Raw genomic sequence first — 19,677 nt, forward strand, 5'->3', positions numbered from 1 at the left:
CGACCCATACTCATATGCCGGGAGGGCTCCCCGCGGTGCGGGGAGCCCTCCTGCCGTGCGGCGGTTCAGTGGCCGCGCTCGGCGCCACCGTTGACCTGAACGACCTGCGAGGTGATGTGCCCGGCGCCCGGGGAGGCCAGCCAGTGCAGCGTCTCGGCGACGTCTCCCGGCGTCCCGGCCCGCCCGTTCGACGTCTCGCCGATGAGCCGTGCCCGCCGTTCCTCGGCCATCGCGTCCCCGAAGAACTCGGTGTCCTCGATGTAGCCGGGCGCGACCACGTTCACGGTGATGCCGCGCGGCCCCAGCTCCCGGGCCAGATCATGGGCGTACGGGTGCAGCCCCGCCTTGGCCGCCGCGTACGCCCCGCTCCCGGAACCCCGGTAGGCGGCGATGGAACTGAGGAACAGCACCCGGCCGCCGGGCTCGGCGAGCCTCGGCTTCAGCGCCTCGGTGAGCAGGACGGCGGTGAGCGTGTTGAGCCGGAAGTTCACACTCCAGGTGTGCGCGACGGCCGCGAGCGGGTCGTCACCGGGGGCGTCCGGTTCGAGCAGCCCGCTGCCCCCGGCGCTGTGCACGAGCACGTCCACGGCTCCCAACTCCCGCTCCACGAAGGCGGCGACCCCGCGCACGTCCTCCGGCTCGGCGAGATCGGCCGCGTAGGTGAGCGCTCCGGGCACCTCGGCCTTCTCCAGGACACCGGCGCGCCGCCCGAGCAGCAGCACCCGGTCCCCGCCGGCCGCGAACACCCGGGCCGCCGCGAGCCCAATTCCTGTTCCTCCACCACTGATTACTACATTCCGTGCCATACGAACGACCCTACGACGCCCCGGCCACCCGAGGTCAAACCGCCTGCCGCTGCCGCCGGCCTCATTTCAGACTGCGCACGTCGAGGTGCCGCAGAACCCGGTCGACCACCTCGGGATCCGCCCCCGGTTCGCTGCGCGCGGCCAGTACCTCGTGTCGTGCCGCGCTGAGCATCTCCTGCTGGATCCGACGCACCCGCTTCACCCGCCGGGCGCCCTCCCGGTACGCCTCGCGCCGCTCGTCCTCGGCCAGTTCGGGGCTGATCCGCACGCCGATCTCGTAGGCCCGCCGCAGCATCTGCTCGGACAGTTCCTCCGACAGCTCCTCGCCGTCCTCGATCTCCCGCAGCCGCTGCTTCGCCGCCTTGGCCGCCCGGAGGGCCAGTGCCTTCGCGAATTCCTTCTCCTTGTCCTCGTCGGCCTTCACCCCGAGCAGCCGTACCAGCCACGGCAGTGTCAGGCCCTGGAGCACCAGCGTCGCCATGATCACCCCGAAGGCGATGAAGATGATCTCGTCCCGGCTGGGGAACGGCGAGCCCGCGTCGGTCTCGAGCGGGATCGCCAGCACCAGCGCGACCGAGGCCACCCCGCGCATCCCCGCCCACCACATGACCACGGTCTCGCGCCAGCTGACCGGGATGTCCTCGTCGTAGTCCCGCCGGGCGTGCAGCCGTTTGGTCAGCCAGGTCGCCGGCAGCAGCCACAGCAGCCGCGCGAGGACGACCACGACCACCACGATCGCCGCCCACCCCAGCAGTTCGCCCCACCGACCGGAGGCCGTGTTGATGGCGTTGTGCAGTTCGAGCCCGACCAGCCCGAAGGCGACGCCGGTGACGAGCGTGTCGACGATGTTCCAGAAGGTGTGCCCGGCCAGCCGGGTCATGACGTCGTCGGCGTCCGAGCCGTACTCCGCGAGGAACAGCGCGGTGGTGAGCACGGCGAGCACACCGGAGCCGTGCAGTTCCTCGGCCATGACGTAGGAGGCGTACGGCACCAGCAGGGTCAGCCCGATCTGCAGGGTGGCGTCGCCGAGCACCTCCATCAGCTTGTTCGCGCCCCAGCCCAGCGCGAGGCCCACGGCCACCGCCACCACGGCCGACAGCACCAGATCGAGCCCGGCCTTCCACGGCGAGAACGTTCCGCTGACTGCGGCGGCGATCGCCACGTGGTAGAGGACGATGGCCGTGACGTCGTTGAACAGCCCCTCGCCCTCCAGGATCGACACCAGCCGACGCGGCAGCCCCAGCTGCCCGGCCACGGCCGTCGCCGCGACCGGGTCCGGCGGCGCCACCAGCGCGCCCAGCGCGAAGGCCGCCGCGAGCGGCAGCCCGGGCACGATGGCGTCGGCCACGGCGGCCACACAGGCCATGGTGACGAACACCAGGGCCACGGCCAGCAGGAAGATCGGCCGCTTGTTGGCGGCGAACTGCCGCCAGGAGGTGCGCCGCACGGCGGCGTACAGCAGGGGCGGCAGCAGCAGCGGCAGGATCAGGTCCGGCGCGATCTCGACGTTCGGTACGAACGGCAGCAGCGCGAGGACTATCCCCAGGAGCGTCATCAGCACCGGCGCGGGCACCTTGAACCGATCGCCCAGGGGGACACTGATCACGGCCCCGAGCAGCAGCACGAACAGCAGGGCCAACTGATCCACGGTCAGCACTCCGGGAGGTCAGAGGTTCACACGACTGACCTCAAGCCTGCCACGCGGCTCCCGGGACAAACCGTTTCGGCACCCACCACGAGAGGCTAGAGCGAACGCCGCATCCCCTGGTGCGGAATGCCGGCCTCCAGATACTCGGGTCCATAGGGCTCGTAGCCGAGCCGCTCGTAGAAGCCCAGCGCGTGCGTCTGCGCGTGCAGGTCCACGGCCGTCAGCCCGCGCGCGCGTGCCGCGTCCTCGATGGCCCGTACCAGGGCGGCGCCGACACCGAGTCCGCGCGCGGCGCCCGCCACGGCGAGCCGGCCGAGGCAGCCCACGGACGGGTCGGCGCCGGTCTGCGCGACCGCCGCCTCCCCGTGCAGCAGCCGCCCGGTCCCGAGCGGCACACCGTCCTCACCGACCGCCAGCACATGGACCGCTCCGGCGTCGTACGCGTCGTACTCCAGGTCCTCCGGCACACCCTGCTCGCCGACGAAGACCTCCTTGCGCACCGCGAAGCACGCCTCACGGTCGGCCGGGCCCTCGGCGACCCGCACCCGGCACGGGGCGCTCACGCGTAGGTCTCCTCGCGGACCTGGTCGAGAGCCTTGCTCAGGTCTTCCGGGTAGTCGCAGGAGAACTCCACCCACTGACCGTCCCCGGGGTGCTCGAAACCGAGCCTGACCGCGTGCAGCCACTGCCGGGTCAGGCCGAGACGCTTGGCGAGCGTCGGGTCGGCGCCGTAGGTCAGGTCGCCGACACAGGGATGGCGGTGGGCGGCCATGTGGACGCGGATCTGGTGCGTACGGCCGGTCTCCAGCTTCACGTCGAGCAGGGAGGCCGCGCGGAACGCCTCGATGAGGTCGTAGTGCGTGACGGACGGCTTGCCCTCGGCGGTGACGGCCCACTTGTAGTCGTGCTGGGGGTGCCGGCCGATGGGCGCGTCGATGGTGCCGCTGGTCGGGTCGGGGTGGCCCTGGACGAGCGTGTGGTACCGCTTGTCGACCGTGCGCTCCTTGAACTGGCGCTTGAGCGAGGTGTAGGCGCGCTCCGACTTGGCGACCACCATCAGGCCCGAGGTGCCCACGTCGAGCCGGTGCACGATGCCCTGGCGCTCGGCGGCGCCGGAGGTGGAAATGCGGTACCCGGCGGCGGCCAGGCCTCCGATGACGGTCGTCCCGGTCCAGCCCGGAGAGGGGTGCGCGGCGACGCCGACGGGCTTGACGATGACGACCACGTCATCGTCGTCGTACACGATCTCCATGCCCTCGACCGGCTCGGCCACGATCTGCACCGGCGCGGGCGCCTGCGGCATCTCGACCTCCAGCCAGGCGCCGCCGTGCACGCGCTCCGACTTGCCGACCACCGACCCGTCGACCGTGACCTTCCCCGCGGCGGCGAGCTCGGCCGCCTTGGTACGGGAGAAGCCGAACATGCGGGAGATGGCGGCGTCGACGCGCTCGCCCTCCAGGCCGTCGGGCACGGGCAGGGTACGGATCTCGGGAAGCGTGCTCACCCGTCGAGTATGCCGGACGGCACCGACAGGCCCGTACGCGCGCTCAGTCCTTGTGGACGGTCCCGTCCGGGTCGAGGCCCCGGAAGGACAGCAGCACGATCAGGATGCCGCCGCACACGATCGCCGAGTCGGCCAGGTTGAACACCGCGAAGTGCTTGGGCGCGATGAAGTCCACGACCGCGCCCTCGAAGACGCCCGGCGCCCTGAAGATCCGGTCGGTGAGGTTGCCCAGCGCACCGCCGAGCAGCAGGCCGAGCGCGATCGCCCAGGGCAGGCTGTACAGCTTGCGGGCCAGCCGGGCGATCACCACGATCACAGCCGCCGCGATCATGGTGAAGATCACGGTGAAGGCCTCGCCGAAGCCGAAGGCCGCGCCCGCGTTGCGGATCGCCTCGAACTTCAGCCAGTCCCCGACGATCTCGATGGGCGGGTGGTGCTCCAGCTTGGCCACCACGATCAGCTTGCTGATCAGGTCGAGGGCGTAGGCGAACGCGGCGACGGCGAACAGCACCGCGATCCGGCGCCGGCCCCGCGGCCGCGCGGCGGTGTCCTCCGCCTCGCCGGTACCGGACGCTCCCGCGGGGCCGGAGCCGGGCCCGCCGGTCGCCGGGGTGTCCCCGGAGTCGGGCCGCTCCTTGCCGCCCCCGGTCGCGTCCGGTGTGTCCGGCGTACCGATGATGCGCTCCGCCTCTGCCACGTGAGTCCCTCAACCTAGGTGCCTGACTGAGGACGAGGGTACGGCACACCCCGTACGTCGCACGTGCTCAGGAGGCATTCGGCGGCCGGTCAGTAGCGGCGCTCCTGCTTCTGCTTGCACTCCACGCAGAGGGTGGCCCGGGGGAAGGCCTGCATACGGGCCTTGCCGATGGCGTTGCCGCAGTTCTCGCACAGGCCGTAGGTGCCCGCGTGCAGGCGTTCCAGGGCCCGCTCGGTCTGGATCAGCATCTCCCGCGCGTTGGCGGCCAGGGCCAGTTCGTGCTCGCGGGTGATGTTCTTGGTGCCGGTGTCCGCCTGGTCGTCGCCCGCGCCGTCCCCGGAGTCCCGCATCAGACCGGCCAGCGACCGCTCCGACGACGTGATCTCCTCACGCAGCCGGGTCTCCTCGGACGTCAGCTCGGACCGGGCCTCCTCGACCTCCTCCGCCGTCCAGGGGTCCTCGCCCGGGCGTACCGCCAGCTCACCGGGTTCCGCCGCGGCGATCCGCGCCTTCGGGACGGCGGTCTTCGCCGCCGTGGCCGTGCCAGGAGTCTTCTTGGCAACCACCGTCGTCGCTCCCGTCTGCCGGGCGGCCTCGGCCGCACCCGCCTTCGTGGCCGTACTGCCGGCCGTGTCCTGTGTGACCGCGCCGGCCTGGGCAACGCCCTCGCCGACCGCGCTCCTGGTGGTGCTCTCGCCTCCGGCATTCCCGCCCGGACTGCGCTTGCCCCCGACGTTCCCAGCCGGGGTTAGCTTGCCCCCGGCTTTCCCGCCCGGGGTTTGCTCGCCCCCGGCCTTCTCGGCTGGGGTGCGCTTGCCTCCGGCCTTCTCGCCCGGGGTTCGCTTGCCCCCGGCCTTCTCGCCCGGGGTTGACTTGCCCCCGGCGTTCCCGCCCGGGGTTTGCTCACCCCCGGCTTTCTCGCCCGGGGTTTGCTTGCTTCCCGCTTTCCCGGCCGGGACCCCCTTCTCGCCCACCTTTCCTGCCGGGGTCCGCTTGCCGCCCGCCTTTCCGGCCGGGGTCCGCTGAGCGGCGGCCTTATCGGCCGTGGTCCGGCGGGCAGCGGCCTTCTTGGCTGGGGTCCGCTGGGCGGCGGCCTTCTTGGCTGGGGTCTGCTGGGCGGCTGTCTCCTCGGCCGGGGTGCGCTCGGCGGCGGCCCGCTTGCCGGCAGTCTCCTCAGCCGGGCTCCGCTCCGCGGCGGCGCGCTTGCCGACTGTCTCCCCAGCCGGGGCCGGGGCCGGGGACCGCCCGGCGGCGGCCCGCTTGCCACCGGCTCCCTCGGCCGGAGGCCGCTCCGCGGCGGTCCGCCTGCCACCCGCCGTCTTGGCCCCGGCCTTCCCGCCGGTCGCCTCACCGGCCGGGGAGGCCTGCTGGGCCGTGCTCTTCTCCTCGGCGGCATCCCCAGCAGGGGAGGTCTTCCTGGCCTGGGACGCCTCGGCGGCATCCCCGACCGGGGAAGACTTCCGGGCCGCGCCCTTCTTCCCACCCGTGGAGCCCTCGGCCGCGGAGGAGGTCCGCTTGGCTGCGGCCTTCTCCTCGGCGGCGTGCCGGGGCGGGGAGGTCTTCCTGGCCGTGGTCTTCTTCCCGGCGGTCGCCTCACCGGCCGGGGAGGTCCGCTCGGCCGCGGCCTTCTCCTTCGCGGCGTGCCGGGGCGGGGAGGTCTTCCTGGCGGTGGTTTTCTTCCCGGCGTGCCGGACCGGGGAGGTCTTCGTGGCTGTCGCCTTCTTCCCGCCCACGTCCTTGGCCGCGCCGCCGGAGGCCTCCGCGGACCTGCCGGACGCCGAGTGCTGTACGGCGGTCTTCTTCGCCACCATGGCCGCGGCCCCTTCAGACATTGTGACCTTGCTCGCGAATCGTGCTGGGACGATAAATCGACTCGAGTCCCGCGGCAACGGGGCACACCGCCCGATTCGCCCGCTCGCGCACGCCGCGCGGCGACCTGCATCCGTTGTGCCCAGCTGCCCGCCCGGTAATCCGCCGAGCCGGACGTCCCAGGATCCGAACACCTATACCGTGTTATTCGGGTCATCAAACCCATACCGCCTGCCCACTGGGACCTGGACCGCCTCCCACGAGTCCCTCCACCCCCACCCGCCCCGAAAACCGGTCCGCCGCCGTTCGCCCGGCGCCGTACACTGGGCGGAGCGAAAAGCGTGGATGGGGACGAGTAGCGGCGTACGCAGCCCAGAGCGACCCGGGGACGGTGGAAGCCCGGGGGCGAGCGCGACGTGAAGATCACCCCGGAGCCGCCGGAAGAAAGCCCCCGGCCGAAAGGCACAGGCCAGTAGACCCGGCATCGCGACCCCAATGAGGGGGCTCACCGGCGCACACCCCGTGCCGGAGGGCCAAGGAGGGTGGTACCGCGGGAGCGCGCCGAAACCGGCGTACGAAAGACACGGCTCTCGTCCCTCCGGACGGAAGGCAGCAAGTCCGCCGGAGGAAGCCCGCTGATGACATCGCCGACGTATCGCCAGGTACCCGCCCAGGTCGACCTGCCCGCCCTCGAGCACGCCGTGCTCGACTTCTGGCGCGAGCAGAAGATCTTCGCCAAGAGCCTGGAGCAGTCCGAGGGCCGCCCCGAGTGGGTGTTCTACGAGGGCCCGCCCACCGCCAACGGCATGCCCGGCGCCCACCACATCGAGGCGCGCGTCTTCAAGGACGTCTTCCCCCGCTTCCGCACCATGCGGGGCTACCACGTGGCCCGCAAGGCCGGCTGGGACTGCCACGGCCTGCCCGTCGAGCTCGCCGTCGAGAAGGAGCTCGGCTTCTCCGGCAAGCAGGACATCGAGGCGTACGGCATCGCGGAGTTCAACGCGAAGTGCCGCGAGTCGGTGACCCGGCACACGGACGCCTTCGAGGCGCTCACGACCCGCATGGGCTACTGGACCGACCTCCAGGACCCGTACCGCACGATGGACCCCGAGTACATCGAGTCCGTCTGGTGGTCGCTGAAGGAGATCTTCAACAAGGGCCTGCTGGTCCAGGACCACCGCGTCGCCCCCTGGTGCCCCCGCTGCGGCACCGGCCTGTCCGACCACGAGCTGGCGCAGGGCTACGAGACGGTCGTCGACCCGTCGGTCTTCGTCCGCTTCCCGCTCACCTCCGGCCCGCTCGCCGGCGAGGCCGCCCTCCTGGTGTGGACGACGACCCCGTGGACCCTGGTGTCCAACACCGCCGTCGCCGCGCACCCCGAGGTCACCTACGTCGTCGCGACCAACGGCGAGGAGAAGCTGGTCGTCGCCCAGCCGCTCCTCGCCAAGGCCCTCGGCGAGGGCTGGGAGACCACCGGCCAGTCGTTCACCGGCGCGGAGATGGAGCGCTGGACGTACCAGCGCCCCTTCGAGCTGGTCGAGTTCCCGGCCGAGGCCCACTTCGTCGTCAACGCCGAGTACGTCACCACCGAGGACGGCACGGGTCTGGTCCACCAGTCCCCCGCCTTCGGTGAGGACGACCTCAAGGTCTGCCGCTCCTACGGCCTCCCGGTCGTGAACCCGGTCCGCCCCGACGGCACCTTCGAGGAGGACGTCCCGCTCGTCGGCGGCGTCTTCTTCAAGAAGGCCGACGAGAAGCTCACCGCCGACCTCGACGAGCGCGGCCTGCTCTTCAAGCACATCCCGTACGAGCACAGCTACCCGCACTGCTGGCGCTGCCACACCGCGCTCCTCTACTACGCGCAGCCCTCCTGGTACATCCGCACCACCGCGCTCAAGGACCGCCTCCTCGCGGAGAACGAGGGCACCAACTGGTTCCCCGACACGGTCAAGCACGGCCGCTACGGCGACTGGCTGAACAACAACATCGACTGGGCCCTGTCCCGCAACCGCTACTGGGGCACCCCGCTGCCGATCTGGCGCTGTGAGGACGACCACCTCACCTGCGCCGGATCCCTCGCGGAGCTGTCCGAGCTGACCGGCACGGACCAGTCGGGCCTGGACCCGCACCGCCCGTTCATCGACGAGGTCACCTTCGCCTGCCCGCAGGGCGGCTGCGGCAAGACGGCCACGCGCGTGCCCGAGGTGATCGACGCCTGGTACGACTCGGGTTCGATGCCGTTCGCGCAGTGGGGCTACCCGTACAAGAACAAGGAGCTGTTCGAGGCCCGCTACCCGGCGCAGTTCATCTGCGAGGCCATCGACCAGACCCGCGGCTGGTTCTACACGCTGATGGCCGTCGGCACGCTGGTCTTCGACAAGTCCTCGTACGAGAACGTGGTCTGTCTCGGGCACATCCTGGCCGAGGACGGCCGCAAGATGTCCAAGCACCTGGGCAACACCCTGGACCCGATCCCGCTCATGGACCGGCACGGCGCCGACGCGGTCCGCTGGTTCATGGCGGCCGGCGGCTCCCCGTGGGCGGCCCGCCGGGTGGGCCACGGCACGATCCAGGAGGTCGTCCGCAAGACGCTCCTGACGTACTGGAACACGGTCGCCTTCCAGGCCCTCTACGCCCGTACGTCGGACTGGGCGCCGTCCGAGGCCGACCCGGCCCCGGCCGACCGGCCGGTCCTGGACCGCTGGCTGCTGTCCGAACTGCACGCGCTCACCGACCAGGTCACCCAGGCACTGGACGCCTACGACACCCAGCGGGCCGGCAAGCTGCTGTCCGCGTTCGTCGACGACCTGTCGAACTGGTACGTGCGCCGCTCGCGTCGCCGCTTCTGGCAGGGCGACAAGGCGGCCCTGCGCACCCTGCACGAGGTCGTCGAGACGGTCACGCAGCTGATGGCCCCGCTGACCCCGTTCATCGCCGAGCGGGTCTGGCAGGACCTGATCGTCCCGGTCTCCCCGGGCGCCCCCGAGTCGGTTCACCTGTCGTCCTGGCCGGAGGCGGACCTCACCGCCATCGACCCGGAGCTGTCGAGGCAGATGGTGCTGGTGCGCCGCCTGGTGGAGCTGGGCCGTGCCACACGCGCGGAGTCGGGCGTCAAGACGCGCCAGCCGCTCTCCCGCGCCCTGATCGCGGCGACGGGCTTCGAGACGCTCGACGCCGAACTGCGCACGCAGATCACGGAGGAGCTGAACGTCGAGTCGCTGGCCACCCTGAGCGAGGTCGGCGGCAGCCTGGTCGACACCACGGCGAAGGCCAACTTCCGTGCGCTGGGCAAGCGGTTCGGCAAGCGCGTCCAGGACGTGGCCAAGGCCGTGGCGAACGCGGACGCGGCCGCCCTGTCGCTCGCCCTGCGCGAGGGCACGGCCTCGGTCGAGGTCGACGGCGAGACCATCACGCTGGCTCCCGACGAGGTCATCATCACGGAGACCCCGCGCGAGGGCTGGTCGGTGGCCTCCGACTCGGGTGCGACGGTCGCGCTGGACCTGGAGATCACCGAGGAGCTGCGCCGGGCGGGCCTGGCCCGTGACGCGATCCGCCTGATCCAGGAGGCCCGCAAGAACAGCGGCCTCGACGTGGCCGACCGCATCGCACTGCGCTGGACGGCCACGGACCGGGCGACGGTGGAGGCTCTGACCGACCACACGGGCCTGATCGCCGACGAGGTTCTGGCGACGGACTTCGCCCAGGGCGAGGCGGACGACACGTATGGCTCCGCCTTCACCGACGAGGGCCTGACCCTGACGTTCCGCCTGCGCAAGGCGTAGCACCGGCCGGGGCGCGCGGTCGCGCCTGCGGGGCCGACTCGCTCGGCACCGCAGGCGCGCCACAGCCGACCGCACAGTTCCCCGCGCCACTGGGGCACGCGGTCGCGCCTGCCGGGTCGGCTCGGTCCGCGCCTGCGGGCACGCCGTGGCTGATCGCGCAGTTCCCCGCGCCCCTAAAACCCCCTGCGCCACTGGGGCACGCGGTCGCGCCTGCCGGGCCCGCTCGGTCCGCGCCTGCGGGCACGCCGTGGCTGATCGCGCAGTTCCCCGCGCCCCTAAAACCCCCTGCGCCACTGGGGCACGCGGTCGCGCCTGCCGGGCCCGCTCGGTCCGCGCCTGCGGGCACGCCGTGGCTGATCGCGCAGTTCCCCGCGCCCCTAAAACCCCCTGCGCCACTGGGGCACGCGGTCGCGCATGCCGGGCCCGCTCGGTCCGCGCCTGCGGGCACGCCGTGGCTGATCGCGCAGTTCCCCGTGCCCCTTGGGCCCGTCGGCGCAGCCTGCGGGCAGTCGTGCCGCTGGGGCGGCACGGGTGGGCGCGGGCGGCACCCCGTTGGCGCCGGGCTGCGTGATGCCCCGACCTCAGCCCGGACCCCGAGTACTTCGAAAATCTCAGGGTCCGGGCCTTCGGCGTTGCGTGCGTCGGACACTCCACCCACGTCCGAACAAACACCGCGAACCACGTGAACACGCGTAGCAAAAGGGCGGGGCCCCGGATCGAAATCCGGGGCCCCGCCCTGAACGCTGCCAACGCCTACGGCGTACTACCAACCGTCAGTTGTCGTCCTCGTCGATGAGGAACCCACGCATGGGAGACGGAGCCTGCCCCATCGGAGACGGACCCTGCGGCCGGACCGGTGCCATCGGCTGGGTCATCGCCGGGGACATCTGCTGCTGGCCGCCGTAGGACGGAGCGGACGGCGAAGGGCCGCCGCCCATCGTCTGGTTGCCACCACCGTAGGACGGGGCACTCGCACCGGCCGGAGCCATGGAGGGCGCCGGGGACGGCGGGAGCGACGCGGCCGCCGGGGTGCGCGGCGGAGCCAGCGAGTCGTCGGCCTGGGTCTCCAGCTGGCGCAGCTGCGACTCCAGGTACGACTTCAGGCGCGTGCGGTACTCGCGCTCGAAGCCGCGCAGGTCCTCGACCTTGCGCTCCAGCGTGGCGCGGGCGGACTCCAGGGAGCCCATCGCGACGCGGTGCTTCTCCTGCGCGTCCCGCTCCAGGGCGTCGGCCTTGGCACGGGCGTCACGCTCCAGACCCTCGGCACGCGAACGCGCCTCGCCCACAATCTTGTTGGCCTCGGAACGGGCCTCCGCGATCGCCTGGTCGGCGGTCTGCTGGGCCAGCGAGAGGACACGGGCGGCGCTGTCGCCACCGGGACCCTGCTGACCGGGGCCGCCCATCGGACCGCCCATCGGGCCGGGGCCGCCCATGGGGCCGCCCATCTGCTGCTGCATCGGGGGCTGGCCCATCGGACCCGGACCCTGGCCCATCGGACCGGGACCCTGAGGTCCACCCTGACCGCCGGGGCCGGCGGGCAGCTGCGGGGCACCGCTCGGCAGCTGGGGCGGACCACCCATGGGGCCACCCATCTGCTGCTGCGGCGGGCCCGATATGCCGGCGGGGACGGGACCACCCGGACCGCGCATGCCCTGCTGCTGCTGTTGCTGCTGCTGATCCTGCTGGGGCTCCGGAGGCTTGCGCATGTTCTGCTGATTCTGCGCGGCAGCGCGCGTGGCCGCGGCCAGCTTGGCGCGCAGGTCCTCGTTCTCACGGAGCAGGCGGGTCAGTTCGGCTTCGACCTCATCGAGGAAGGCATCGACCTCGTCCTCGTCATAGCCTTCTCGGAGGCGGACGGTCGTGAACTGCTTGTTCCGCACGTCCTCGGGGGTCAACGGCATCTCTTCACCTCAACGTAGTCGTCGGCATTCGGCAAGACGGTAGGTCACATCGCTCATCACAGCCGGCTCACGATCGAGATCAGGATGTAGACGATGATCATCAGTACGAAGAAGGACAGGTCTAGCGCCACGCCCCCGAGACGCAGCGGCGGAATGACCCGCCGCAGAAGCTTGAGCGGTGGATCAGTGACAGTGTAGGTGGCCTCCAGAACGACCACCATCGCCTTGCCGGGTTGCCATGAGCGGGCGAACTGGAAGACGTAATCCATGACCAACCGGAAGATAAGCACGATGAGGAAGCACATCAGCGCGATGTAGACGACATCCAGGACCACGCTCATGACCTCTTGCTTCCCTCTCCCCTGTGCCCTGCTCGGTACTGCTGTTCCGGTGGTGCGTCTCAGCTCTGGTTGAAGAACCCGCCCTCTGCGATGCGGGCCTTGTCCTCCGCCGTGACATCGACGTTAGCAGGCGACAACAGGAACACCTTCTGCGTCACCCGCTCGATACTGCCGTGAAGACCAAACACCAGACCGGCCGCAAAGTCGACAAGTCGCTTCGCATCTGTGTCGTCCATCTCAGTCAGATTCATGATCACCGGAGTGCCTTCACGGAAGTGTTCCCCGATGGTACGGGCCTCGTTGTAGGTCCGTGGGTGAAGCGTGGTGATCCGGTAAGGCTCTCGTTCCGACACGACCTTGGGCATGATCACCGGTGCGTTCTTCTCCAGACTTGCGCGTTCTTGTGTGATGGATGCCACGGGCGCGATACGCGCCGGGCGGCTGGATTCCGCGGGGAGCGAAGCGGAACGGGCGGCCGGTTCGCGAGGCGCGGGCGGCTGTACGACTCGTACCTCTTCGTCCCTTTGGGGCTGATGTGAGACGTGCGGCTGGTGGGACGGCTCGTGCCGTCGGTGGTCCCGCTCGGGCTCCGGGTCCAGTTCGGGTTCGAAGTCGTCGTCGGGGTCGAATCCGCGGCCGTCGTACCCATCGTCCTCCACGAGGCCGAGGTAGACCGCCATCTTGCGCATCGCGCCGGCCATGCTCTGAGTCCTCCGCTCTGTGGTGGATCGGCTGACGACTGCCAAGTGCCCGCGATCCACGAGGTCCTTGAATCCGCCTATCGGCGGCAATGACCATATTTTCTGCTGTGGTCCGACTTCTTGGCGACGTTACCCGAGCCTGGGGCGGACTCCGAGTACCGCGCTGCCGACGCGCACATGTGTCGCTCCGGCCGTCACGGCCTGTTCGAGGTCCGTACTCATCCCTGCCGAGACCATGGTGGCAGCCGGATGACTCCGGCGCAGGTCGGTCGACAAATCCATCAACCGCTCGAAGGCCGCCCGTTCGCGGCCCGCGTACTCCCCGGTCAGCGGTGCGACGGTCATCAGTCCGTCGAGCCGGAGCCCTGGGGCGCCGGCCACGAGTCCGGCCAACTCCTCGACCCCGCCGGGCCCGACGCCTCCCCGCTCACCCCTGCCGCTCTCCCCCGCGTCGAGTGCGACCTGGAGCAGGCACCCCAGTTCGCGCCCGGCCCGGACCGCCTCCTTCGACAGGGCCGTGACGAGCTTGGAACGGTCGACGGACTGCACGAAATTCGCGTAACCGACCACCGATCGCACCTTGTTGGTCTGGAGTTGACCCACGAAGTGCCAGGTGAGGGGCAGATCCGAGCAGGCCTCGGCCTTGGGGGCCGCGTCCTGGTCGCGGTTCTCGGCGACGTGCCGCACGCCGAGTTCCGCGAGGATCCGCACATCGCTCGCGGGGTAGGTCTTGGTGACCACGATGAGGGTCACCTCGTCGCGTGCCCGCCCCGCGGCCGCGCACGCGTCGGCGATGCGCCGTTCCACCTTCGCCAGATTCGCGGCGAGTTCGTCCTTGCGGTCCGTCATGCCCTTATCAGTCCAGCCACACATAACCCGCGAGCCGACCGGTGGTGCGGTCGCGGCGGTACGAGAAGTGATCGTGCGACTCCAGCGTGCACACCGGCGACTGCTCCCGGTCGTGCACCCCGAGTCGTTCCAGCTGGGCGTGCACTCCGGCGCTCACGTCGACCGCCGATGTGCCCCAACTGGTTTCGGCGTACGCCGCCGGCTCGACGGCGGACACCTCGGCGCGCATCGCCTCGGGCACCTCGTAACACCGGCCGCAGACGGTGGGCCCGGTGCGGGCGACGATCCGGGAGGGTTCGGCGCCCAGTTCCGTCATGGCGCGCAGCGCGGCCGGGACGACTCCGGCGATCATGCCGGGCCGGCCCGCGTGGGCCGCGGCGGCGACCCCGGCGACGGGGTCGGCGAGCAGCACCGGCACGCAGTCCGCGGTGAGTACGGCGAGGGCGAGCCCCCGGCGTGTGGTGACGATCGCGTCGACCGACGGGATCGCGGTCGAAGATCCCCACGGCCCGTCCACCACGGCCACCTCGGCCCCGTGCACCTGGTTCATCCAGACGACCCGGTCCGGCTCGACGCCGAGGGACCCCGCGGCCAGGTCCCGGTTGGTGCGTACGGCGTCGGGGTCGTCGCCGACCGCTCCGCCGAGATTGAGCTCCTCATACGGAGCGGCGCTCACCCCGCCCCACCGGTCGGTGAAGCCGAAGTGCGCGCCGCTCGCGCTTTCGCGCTGTCCTATCACGACTGAAGGATCACTTGAGGAAGTCCGGTACGTCCAGTTCCTCGGCCGCGCTGTCCGAGTAGGTCCGCGGCGCCGGCGGGACCGGCGGGGCGACCGGGATGTCCTTGACCGGCTCCGGAGCGGGCTCCGGGTCCTCCTTCGGGGTCACGCTGCCGAGCGATCCGAAGGAGGGACGGCTCTCGGTCTGCCGTACCGGGGCCGGCTCCTCGCGCTTGGCCGAGGACGAGCCCAGGACGTTGTCCCGCTTGGCGGGCGGCTGGCCGCCGTCGAAGCCGGCCGCGATCACGGTGACCCGGACCTCGTCGCCGAGGGCGTCGTCGATGACCGCGCCGAAGATGATGTTGGCCTCGGGGTGGGCGGCCTCGCTCACCAGCTGGGCGGCCTCGTTGATCTCGAACAGGCCGAGGTCGGAGCCGCCGGAGATGGAGAGCAGCACACCGCGGGCGCCGTCGATGGACGCCTCCAGCAGCGGCGAGGAGATCGCCATCTCGGCGGCGGCCACCGCGCGGTCGTCGCCGCGGGCCGAGCCGATGCCCATCAGGGCCGAGCCGGCCTCGGACATGACCGACTTGACGTCGGCGAAGTCGAGGTTGATGAGGCCCGGGGTGGTGATGAGGTCGGTGATGCCCTGGACACCGGAGAGCAGGACCTGGTCGGCCGACTTGAAGGCGTCCAGCACCGAGACCTGGCGGTCCGAGATGGACAGCAGCCGGTCGTTGGGGATGACGATGAGGGTGTCGACCTCTTCGCGGAGTTCGGCGATGCCGTCCTCGGCCTGGTTCGCACGACGCCGTCCCTCGAAGGTGAACGGGCGGGTGACCACACCGATGGTGAGGGCACCGAGCGAGCGGGCGATGTTGGCCACGACGGGCGCGCCGCCGGTGCCGGTGCCGCCGCCTTCACCGGCTGTCACGAAGACCATGTCGGCCCCCTTGAGGACCTCCTCGATCTCCTCGCGGTGGTCCTCGGCGGCCTTGCGGCCCACGGCCGGGTTGGCTCCGGCGCCGAGTCCGCGGGTGAGTTCACGGCCGACGTCCAGCTTGACGTCGGCGTCGCTCATCAACAGAGCTTGCGCGTCGGTGTTGATGGCGATGAACTCGACGCCCTTGAGACCGACCTCGATCATCCGGTTGATGGCATTGACACCACCGCCGCCGACACCGATGACTTTGATGACTGCGAGGTAGTTCTGCGGTGCTGCCACGTCGAAGGCCTCTCGCCTCGAGTTACGTGTCGGCGGATCAGCGTGACGCCCTGCGCCCCGCGACCCGACGACTGATGCCGAATGGGACGGTCCGTATCGCCGACCCGAACCCTAACCCTGAAGTTTAGGGTTACCAGTGTGTCTGTTCCTTGGAGTCTTCTGAACAGGACACTAAGTCGACAAGTGGCGCACGTTCAACGAACACGCCGAACCTCCCGTTTTTCTTTTCACCCTATGTGATCAGCCGTAGCACTGCCCAACCAGGGTGCTGGCCTGCGCGGATGTGCGTCAACTCCCTGATGACGCGGGCGCGGTGGGGACGCTCACGTCGAAGTACCGCGCATCGGGCGTTGCTTTCATCAGAGCGGTGAGTGTGCGGGCCTTCGCGGCGCCCTTCTCACTGCTTCCCCACAGGACCGTGCGGCCACCGCGCAACTCCAGCGAGATGGCGTCGTAGGAACGGACCTTGACGGTCCGTGTCTCGTGCGCGACGGCCTCCGGAACCGCGCGGGCGACGCCGACCGCGGCGCGCACCAGCCGGGGTTCGCCGAAGCGGCGCAGGCTCGCCGCCGCGGAGCCGGCGCGGGAGGGCGTCAATTCCAGTGCGGGGACGCCTTTCGGGGCTTCGGAAACCGTGGCGAAGCGGACACCGTCATCGTCCACTTCCACGAACTTTCCGCCCTTTTGGACAATCAGAACCGGAGTCCGTTCAACCACTTTCAGGTCGATTCCGTGGGGCCAGGAACGGACCACGTCAACCGAGTCGATTCGGGGCAATTTCCGGCGCAGTCGCGTCTCGATCGCATCGGTGTCGACGGAAATCAGCGGCTTCCCGAGCGGGACCTCGGCGGCGGCCTCGACCTGAGCCGGTGTCAGCACCCGGGTGCCGGACACCGAGACGCGCTCGGCGCGCAGCCAGTCGGAGCCGTAGAGCAGCCAGACGGCCGGGATGCCGAGGAAGACCACGGCGAGGCCCAGCAGGACGATCGCGCGCAGCCGGGCGCGCCGCGACCTCGGGCGGGGCGGCGGGCCGGACGACTCCCGCTGGCGTTCACCGCGTTCGGCGGTGGTCGATCCGGCCACGCTCCCTGCCTTCCGTCATACAGTCCTATCGGTGTGCACGACTGGCGGCGATCGCCTCGTACACCATGCCGACGAGCAGCTCGTCGGCGTCCCGGCGGCCGAACTCGGCGGCGGCGCGGGACATCTGGTACAGCCGGTGCGGGTCGGCGAGTACGGGCAGGACGTTCTGCTGGACCCACTCGGGGGTCAGCTCCGCGTCGTCGACCAGCAGTCCGCCGCCGGCCTTGACCACCGGCTGGGCGTTGAGCCGCTGTTCGCCGTTGCCGATGGGCAGCGGGACGTAGGCGGCCGGGAGCCCGACGGCGGAGAGTTCGGCGACGGTCATCGCGCCCGCGCGGCAGAGCATCATGTCGGCCGCGGCGTACGCGAGGTCCATCCGGTCCAGGTAACTTACCGGGATGTAGGGGGGCATCCCCGGCATCTGGTGGACCTGCGGCAGTTCGTTCTTCGGCCCGACCGCGTGCAGGATCTGGATCCCGGCCTGCTGGAGCCAGGGCGCGACCTGCTGGACGACCTCGTTGAGGCGGCGGGCGCCCTGGGAGCCGCCGGTGACCAGCAGCGTGGGCAGGTTGGGGTCGAGCCCGAACGCGGCCCGGGCCTCGGGGCGTACGGCGGCCCGGTCGAGCGTGGCGATGGAGCGGCGCAGCGGGATGCCGATGTAGCGGGCGCCCCGCAGCTTGCTGTCCGGCGTGGAGACGGCGACCTGGCTGGCGTAGCGCGAGCCGATCTTGTTGGCCAGGCCCGGGCGGGCGTTGGCCTCGTGGATGACGATCGGCACGCCCAGGCGCTTGGCCGCGAGGTAGCCGGGCAGGGCGACGTAGCCGCCGAAGCCGACCACGGCGTCCGCCCTGGTGCGCTCCAGGATCTGCTCGGTCGCCTTGATCGTGCCGCGCAGCCGGCCCGGGACGGTGATCAGCTCGGGGGTGGGCTTGCGCGGCAGCGGAACGGCGGGGATCAGCGCGAGTTCGTACCCGCGCTCGGGTACGAGACGGGTCTCGAGGCCGCGCTCCGTGCCCAGGGCCGTGATGCCCACGCTCGGGTCCTGCCTGCGCAGGGCGTCCGCGAGGGCGAGCGCGGGCTCGATGTGGCCCGCGGTTCCTCCGCCGGCGAGTACGACATGCACCGAAATTCACCGCTCTCCGGACGAGCGCGCCGCCGAGGCACGCCGTCGCATCGTGTTCCATCTCCGGGGACTCCGGCCGGAACCGGTGCCCCCCGCCCCCCGCTTTCTACCAAAGCGGGGTTGCCGCATCGCAAGCGCCATCCGCGCAGCGGGGTCCTCACGCGCGAAGGCGATCAGCAACCCGATGGCGAACATGGTCGGCAACAGGGCGGAGCCCCCGTAGGAGAACAGCGGGAGGGGGACACCGGCGATCGGCAGCAGACCGAGCACCGCACCGATGTTGATCACGGCCTGGGCCGTGATCCAGGTGGTCACGCCTCCCGCGGCATACCTCACGAAGGGGTCCTCCGTGCGTCCGGCCACGCGGATACCCGCATAGCCTAGAGCCGCGAAGAGGGCGAGCACCGACAGCGTCCCCGCCAGGCCCAGTTCCTCACCGGTGACGGCGAAGATGAAGTCGGTGTGGGCTTCGGGGAGTTGGCCCCATTTCTCCACACTCGCACCCAGCCCGGAACCGAAGATTCCGCCCGAGGCGAGGGCGTAGATCCCGTGCACCGCCTGCCAGCAGTCGACGGGCCCCGACTGGGGTTCGGTGGCGCCCAGGCACTGGAGGCGGGCCATGCGGTTGGGGCTGGTCTTGATGAGGATCAGGCCGAGGACGGCGGCGATCGACAGCACTCCGGCGAACAGCCGGGTGGGGGCGCCGGCCAGCCAGAGCAGGCCGAACAGGATGGCCGTGAGGATGATCGCGGTGCCCATGTCGCCGCCGATCATGATCAGACCGAGCAGCATGAAGGCGGCCGGGACCAGCGGCACCAGCATGTGCTTCCACTGGGTCAGCAGCCTTCTGTCCTGCTTGCGGGCGAGCAGGTCGGCGCCCCACAGCACCAGGGCGAGCTTGCCGAACTCACTGGGCTGGATCTGGAAGGAGCCGCCCAGGGCGATCCAGTTCTGGTTGCCGTTGACCGACACCCCTATCCCCGGGACCTGCACCAGGATCATGAGGAAGACGGCGCCCGCGAGGATGGGGTAGGCGAGCCCCCGGTGCAGCTTCACCGGCATCCGCGAGGCCGCGAGCAGCAGACCGGTGCCGATGCCCGCCGCGAGCAACTGCTTGCGGAAGAAGTACGAACCGGGCAGCGACATCTGCAGCGCGGTGATCTGGGAGGCCGAGTAGACCATCACCAGTCCCAGCACGGTGATCAGCAGACTGCCGCCGAGGATCAGGTAGTAGGCGGTCAGCGGCCGGTCCCAGTTCCTGCGCGCGCGGGTGTAGAGGCTCAGGACGCGGTTCTCCCGCGCGAGCCGTGGCGCGACGGGGCGTTTGGGGGCGCGCGGGGTCGGGGGCCGTCCGGTGCGGCTGGTGGGCATCGCCGCTCACCCTGCCTTGCCGGAGGGGAGCGCCGCGCGGTGCACGCCCCCAGACCGCTCGGGCACCAGCCACATCCGTGTCACGCGTCCCTCCCAGGTACGCCCGGCACCGCCGCCGG

At 71.0% G+C, this 19,677-nt stretch carries 16 protein-coding genes; 1 reads left to right on the forward strand and 15 read right to left on the reverse strand.

The features are described 5' to 3' along the window. Nucleotides 1-65: 65 nt before the first annotated feature. The 6 genes from ACFZDE_RS32405 to ACFZDE_RS32430 all read right to left on the reverse strand — a co-directional run bounded on the left by ACFZDE_RS32405 (nucleotide 66) and on the right by ACFZDE_RS32430 (nucleotide 6,487). Nucleotides 66-806, reverse strand: coding sequence for an SDR family oxidoreductase (locus tag ACFZDE_RS32405; RefSeq protein ID WP_391002081.1), 741 nt, complete (start codon nucleotides 804-806; stop codon nucleotides 66-68). Nucleotides 807-867: 61 nt separating this feature from the next. Next, nucleotides 868-2,454 carry a Na+/H+ antiporter gene (locus tag ACFZDE_RS32410; RefSeq protein ID WP_391002079.1) on the reverse strand — a complete coding sequence of 529 codons (1,587 nt, stop codon included), beginning with the start codon at nucleotides 2,452-2,454 and terminating at the stop codon, nucleotides 868-870. Between the two features lie 95 nt (nucleotides 2,455-2,549). Beyond that, complete coding sequence (locus ACFZDE_RS32415; RefSeq protein WP_391206050.1) at nucleotides 2,550-3,017, reverse strand: GNAT family N-acetyltransferase; 468 nt, start codon at nucleotides 3,015-3,017, stop codon at nucleotides 2,550-2,552. Further along, nucleotides 3,014-3,958: an RluA family pseudouridine synthase gene (locus ACFZDE_RS32420; RefSeq protein WP_391002076.1), complete on the reverse strand. Its 945-nt coding sequence runs from the start codon at nucleotides 3,956-3,958 to the stop codon at nucleotides 3,014-3,016. Before ACFZDE_RS32420 ends, ACFZDE_RS32415 begins: the two co-directional genes overlap by 4 nt. Nucleotides 3,959-4,001: 43 nt before the next feature. Then, complete coding sequence (gene lspA, locus ACFZDE_RS32425) at nucleotides 4,002-4,655, reverse strand: signal peptidase II (protein WP_391206053.1); 654 nt, start codon at nucleotides 4,653-4,655, stop codon at nucleotides 4,002-4,004. 89 nt (nucleotides 4,656-4,744) lie between these two features. Further along, on the reverse strand, nucleotides 4,745-6,487 hold the full coding sequence (locus ACFZDE_RS32430) for a TraR/DksA C4-type zinc finger protein (protein ID WP_391206056.1): 1,743 nt from the start codon (nucleotides 6,485-6,487) through the stop codon (nucleotides 4,745-4,747). Nucleotides 6,488-7,102: 615 nt separating this feature from the next. On the opposite strand from ACFZDE_RS32430, the gene ileS reads away from it, so the two are divergent. Next, nucleotides 7,103-10,246 (forward strand): isoleucine--tRNA ligase, encoded by a 3,144-nt coding sequence (gene ileS / locus ACFZDE_RS32435; protein WP_391206058.1) that lies wholly within the window; start codon nucleotides 7,103-7,105, stop codon nucleotides 10,244-10,246. A gap of 773 nt (nucleotides 10,247-11,019) precedes the next feature. Here the strand turns inward: ileS and ACFZDE_RS32440 are convergent. The 9 genes from ACFZDE_RS32440 to ftsW all read right to left on the reverse strand — a co-directional run bounded on the left by ACFZDE_RS32440 (nucleotide 11,020) and on the right by ftsW (nucleotide 19,558). Next, nucleotides 11,020-12,147 carry a DivIVA domain-containing protein gene (locus ACFZDE_RS32440; protein WP_391206062.1) on the reverse strand — a complete coding sequence of 376 codons (1,128 nt, stop codon included), beginning with the start codon at nucleotides 12,145-12,147 and terminating at the stop codon, nucleotides 11,020-11,022. A 56-nt stretch (nucleotides 12,148-12,203) separates the two neighbouring features. Next, entirely contained in the window at nucleotides 12,204-12,488 is a 285-nt protein-coding gene (locus ACFZDE_RS32445; protein ID WP_030248691.1) for a YggT family protein, read from the reverse strand. 59 nt (nucleotides 12,489-12,547) lie between these two features. Next, on the reverse strand, nucleotides 12,548-13,189 hold the full coding sequence (locus ACFZDE_RS32450; protein WP_102907744.1) for a cell division protein SepF: 642 nt from the start codon (nucleotides 13,187-13,189) through the stop codon (nucleotides 12,548-12,550). A 129-nt stretch (nucleotides 13,190-13,318) separates the two neighbouring features. Then, the gene (locus tag ACFZDE_RS32455) at nucleotides 13,319-14,038 is read right to left on the reverse strand and encodes a YggS family pyridoxal phosphate-dependent enzyme (protein WP_391206065.1); all 720 of its coding nucleotides are present in this window, start codon (nucleotides 14,036-14,038) and stop codon (nucleotides 13,319-13,321) included. Between the two features lie 7 nt (nucleotides 14,039-14,045). Further along, entirely contained in the window at nucleotides 14,046-14,777 is a 732-nt protein-coding gene (gene pgeF / locus ACFZDE_RS32460) for a peptidoglycan editing factor PgeF (RefSeq protein WP_391206068.1), read from the reverse strand. Between the two features lie 10 nt (nucleotides 14,778-14,787). Then, on the reverse strand, nucleotides 14,788-15,981 hold the full coding sequence (gene ftsZ, locus ACFZDE_RS32465) for a cell division protein FtsZ (RefSeq protein WP_031131993.1): 1,194 nt from the start codon (nucleotides 15,979-15,981) through the stop codon (nucleotides 14,788-14,790). Nucleotides 15,982-16,269: 288 nt separating this feature from the next. Continuing rightward, nucleotides 16,270-17,064 carry an FtsQ-type POTRA domain-containing protein gene (locus tag ACFZDE_RS32470; protein ID WP_391206071.1) on the reverse strand — a complete coding sequence of 265 codons (795 nt, stop codon included), beginning with the start codon at nucleotides 17,062-17,064 and terminating at the stop codon, nucleotides 16,270-16,272. Nucleotides 17,065-17,089: 25 nt separating this feature from the next. Then, nucleotides 17,090-18,187: an undecaprenyldiphospho-muramoylpentapeptide beta-N-acetylglucosaminyltransferase gene (gene murG / locus ACFZDE_RS32475; protein WP_062926343.1), complete on the reverse strand. Its 1,098-nt coding sequence runs from the start codon at nucleotides 18,185-18,187 to the stop codon at nucleotides 17,090-17,092. A gap of 6 nt (nucleotides 18,188-18,193) precedes the next feature. Beyond that, entirely contained in the window at nucleotides 18,194-19,558 is a 1,365-nt protein-coding gene (gene ftsW / locus ACFZDE_RS32480) for a putative lipid II flippase FtsW (protein WP_391206074.1), read from the reverse strand. Nucleotides 19,559-19,677 lie beyond the last annotated feature (119 nt).

Origin of the sequence: Streptomyces sp. NPDC007929 (genome assembly GCF_042959065.1) — a bacterium.
Classification (GTDB): Bacteria; Actinomycetota; Actinomycetes; order Streptomycetales; family Streptomycetaceae; genus Streptomyces.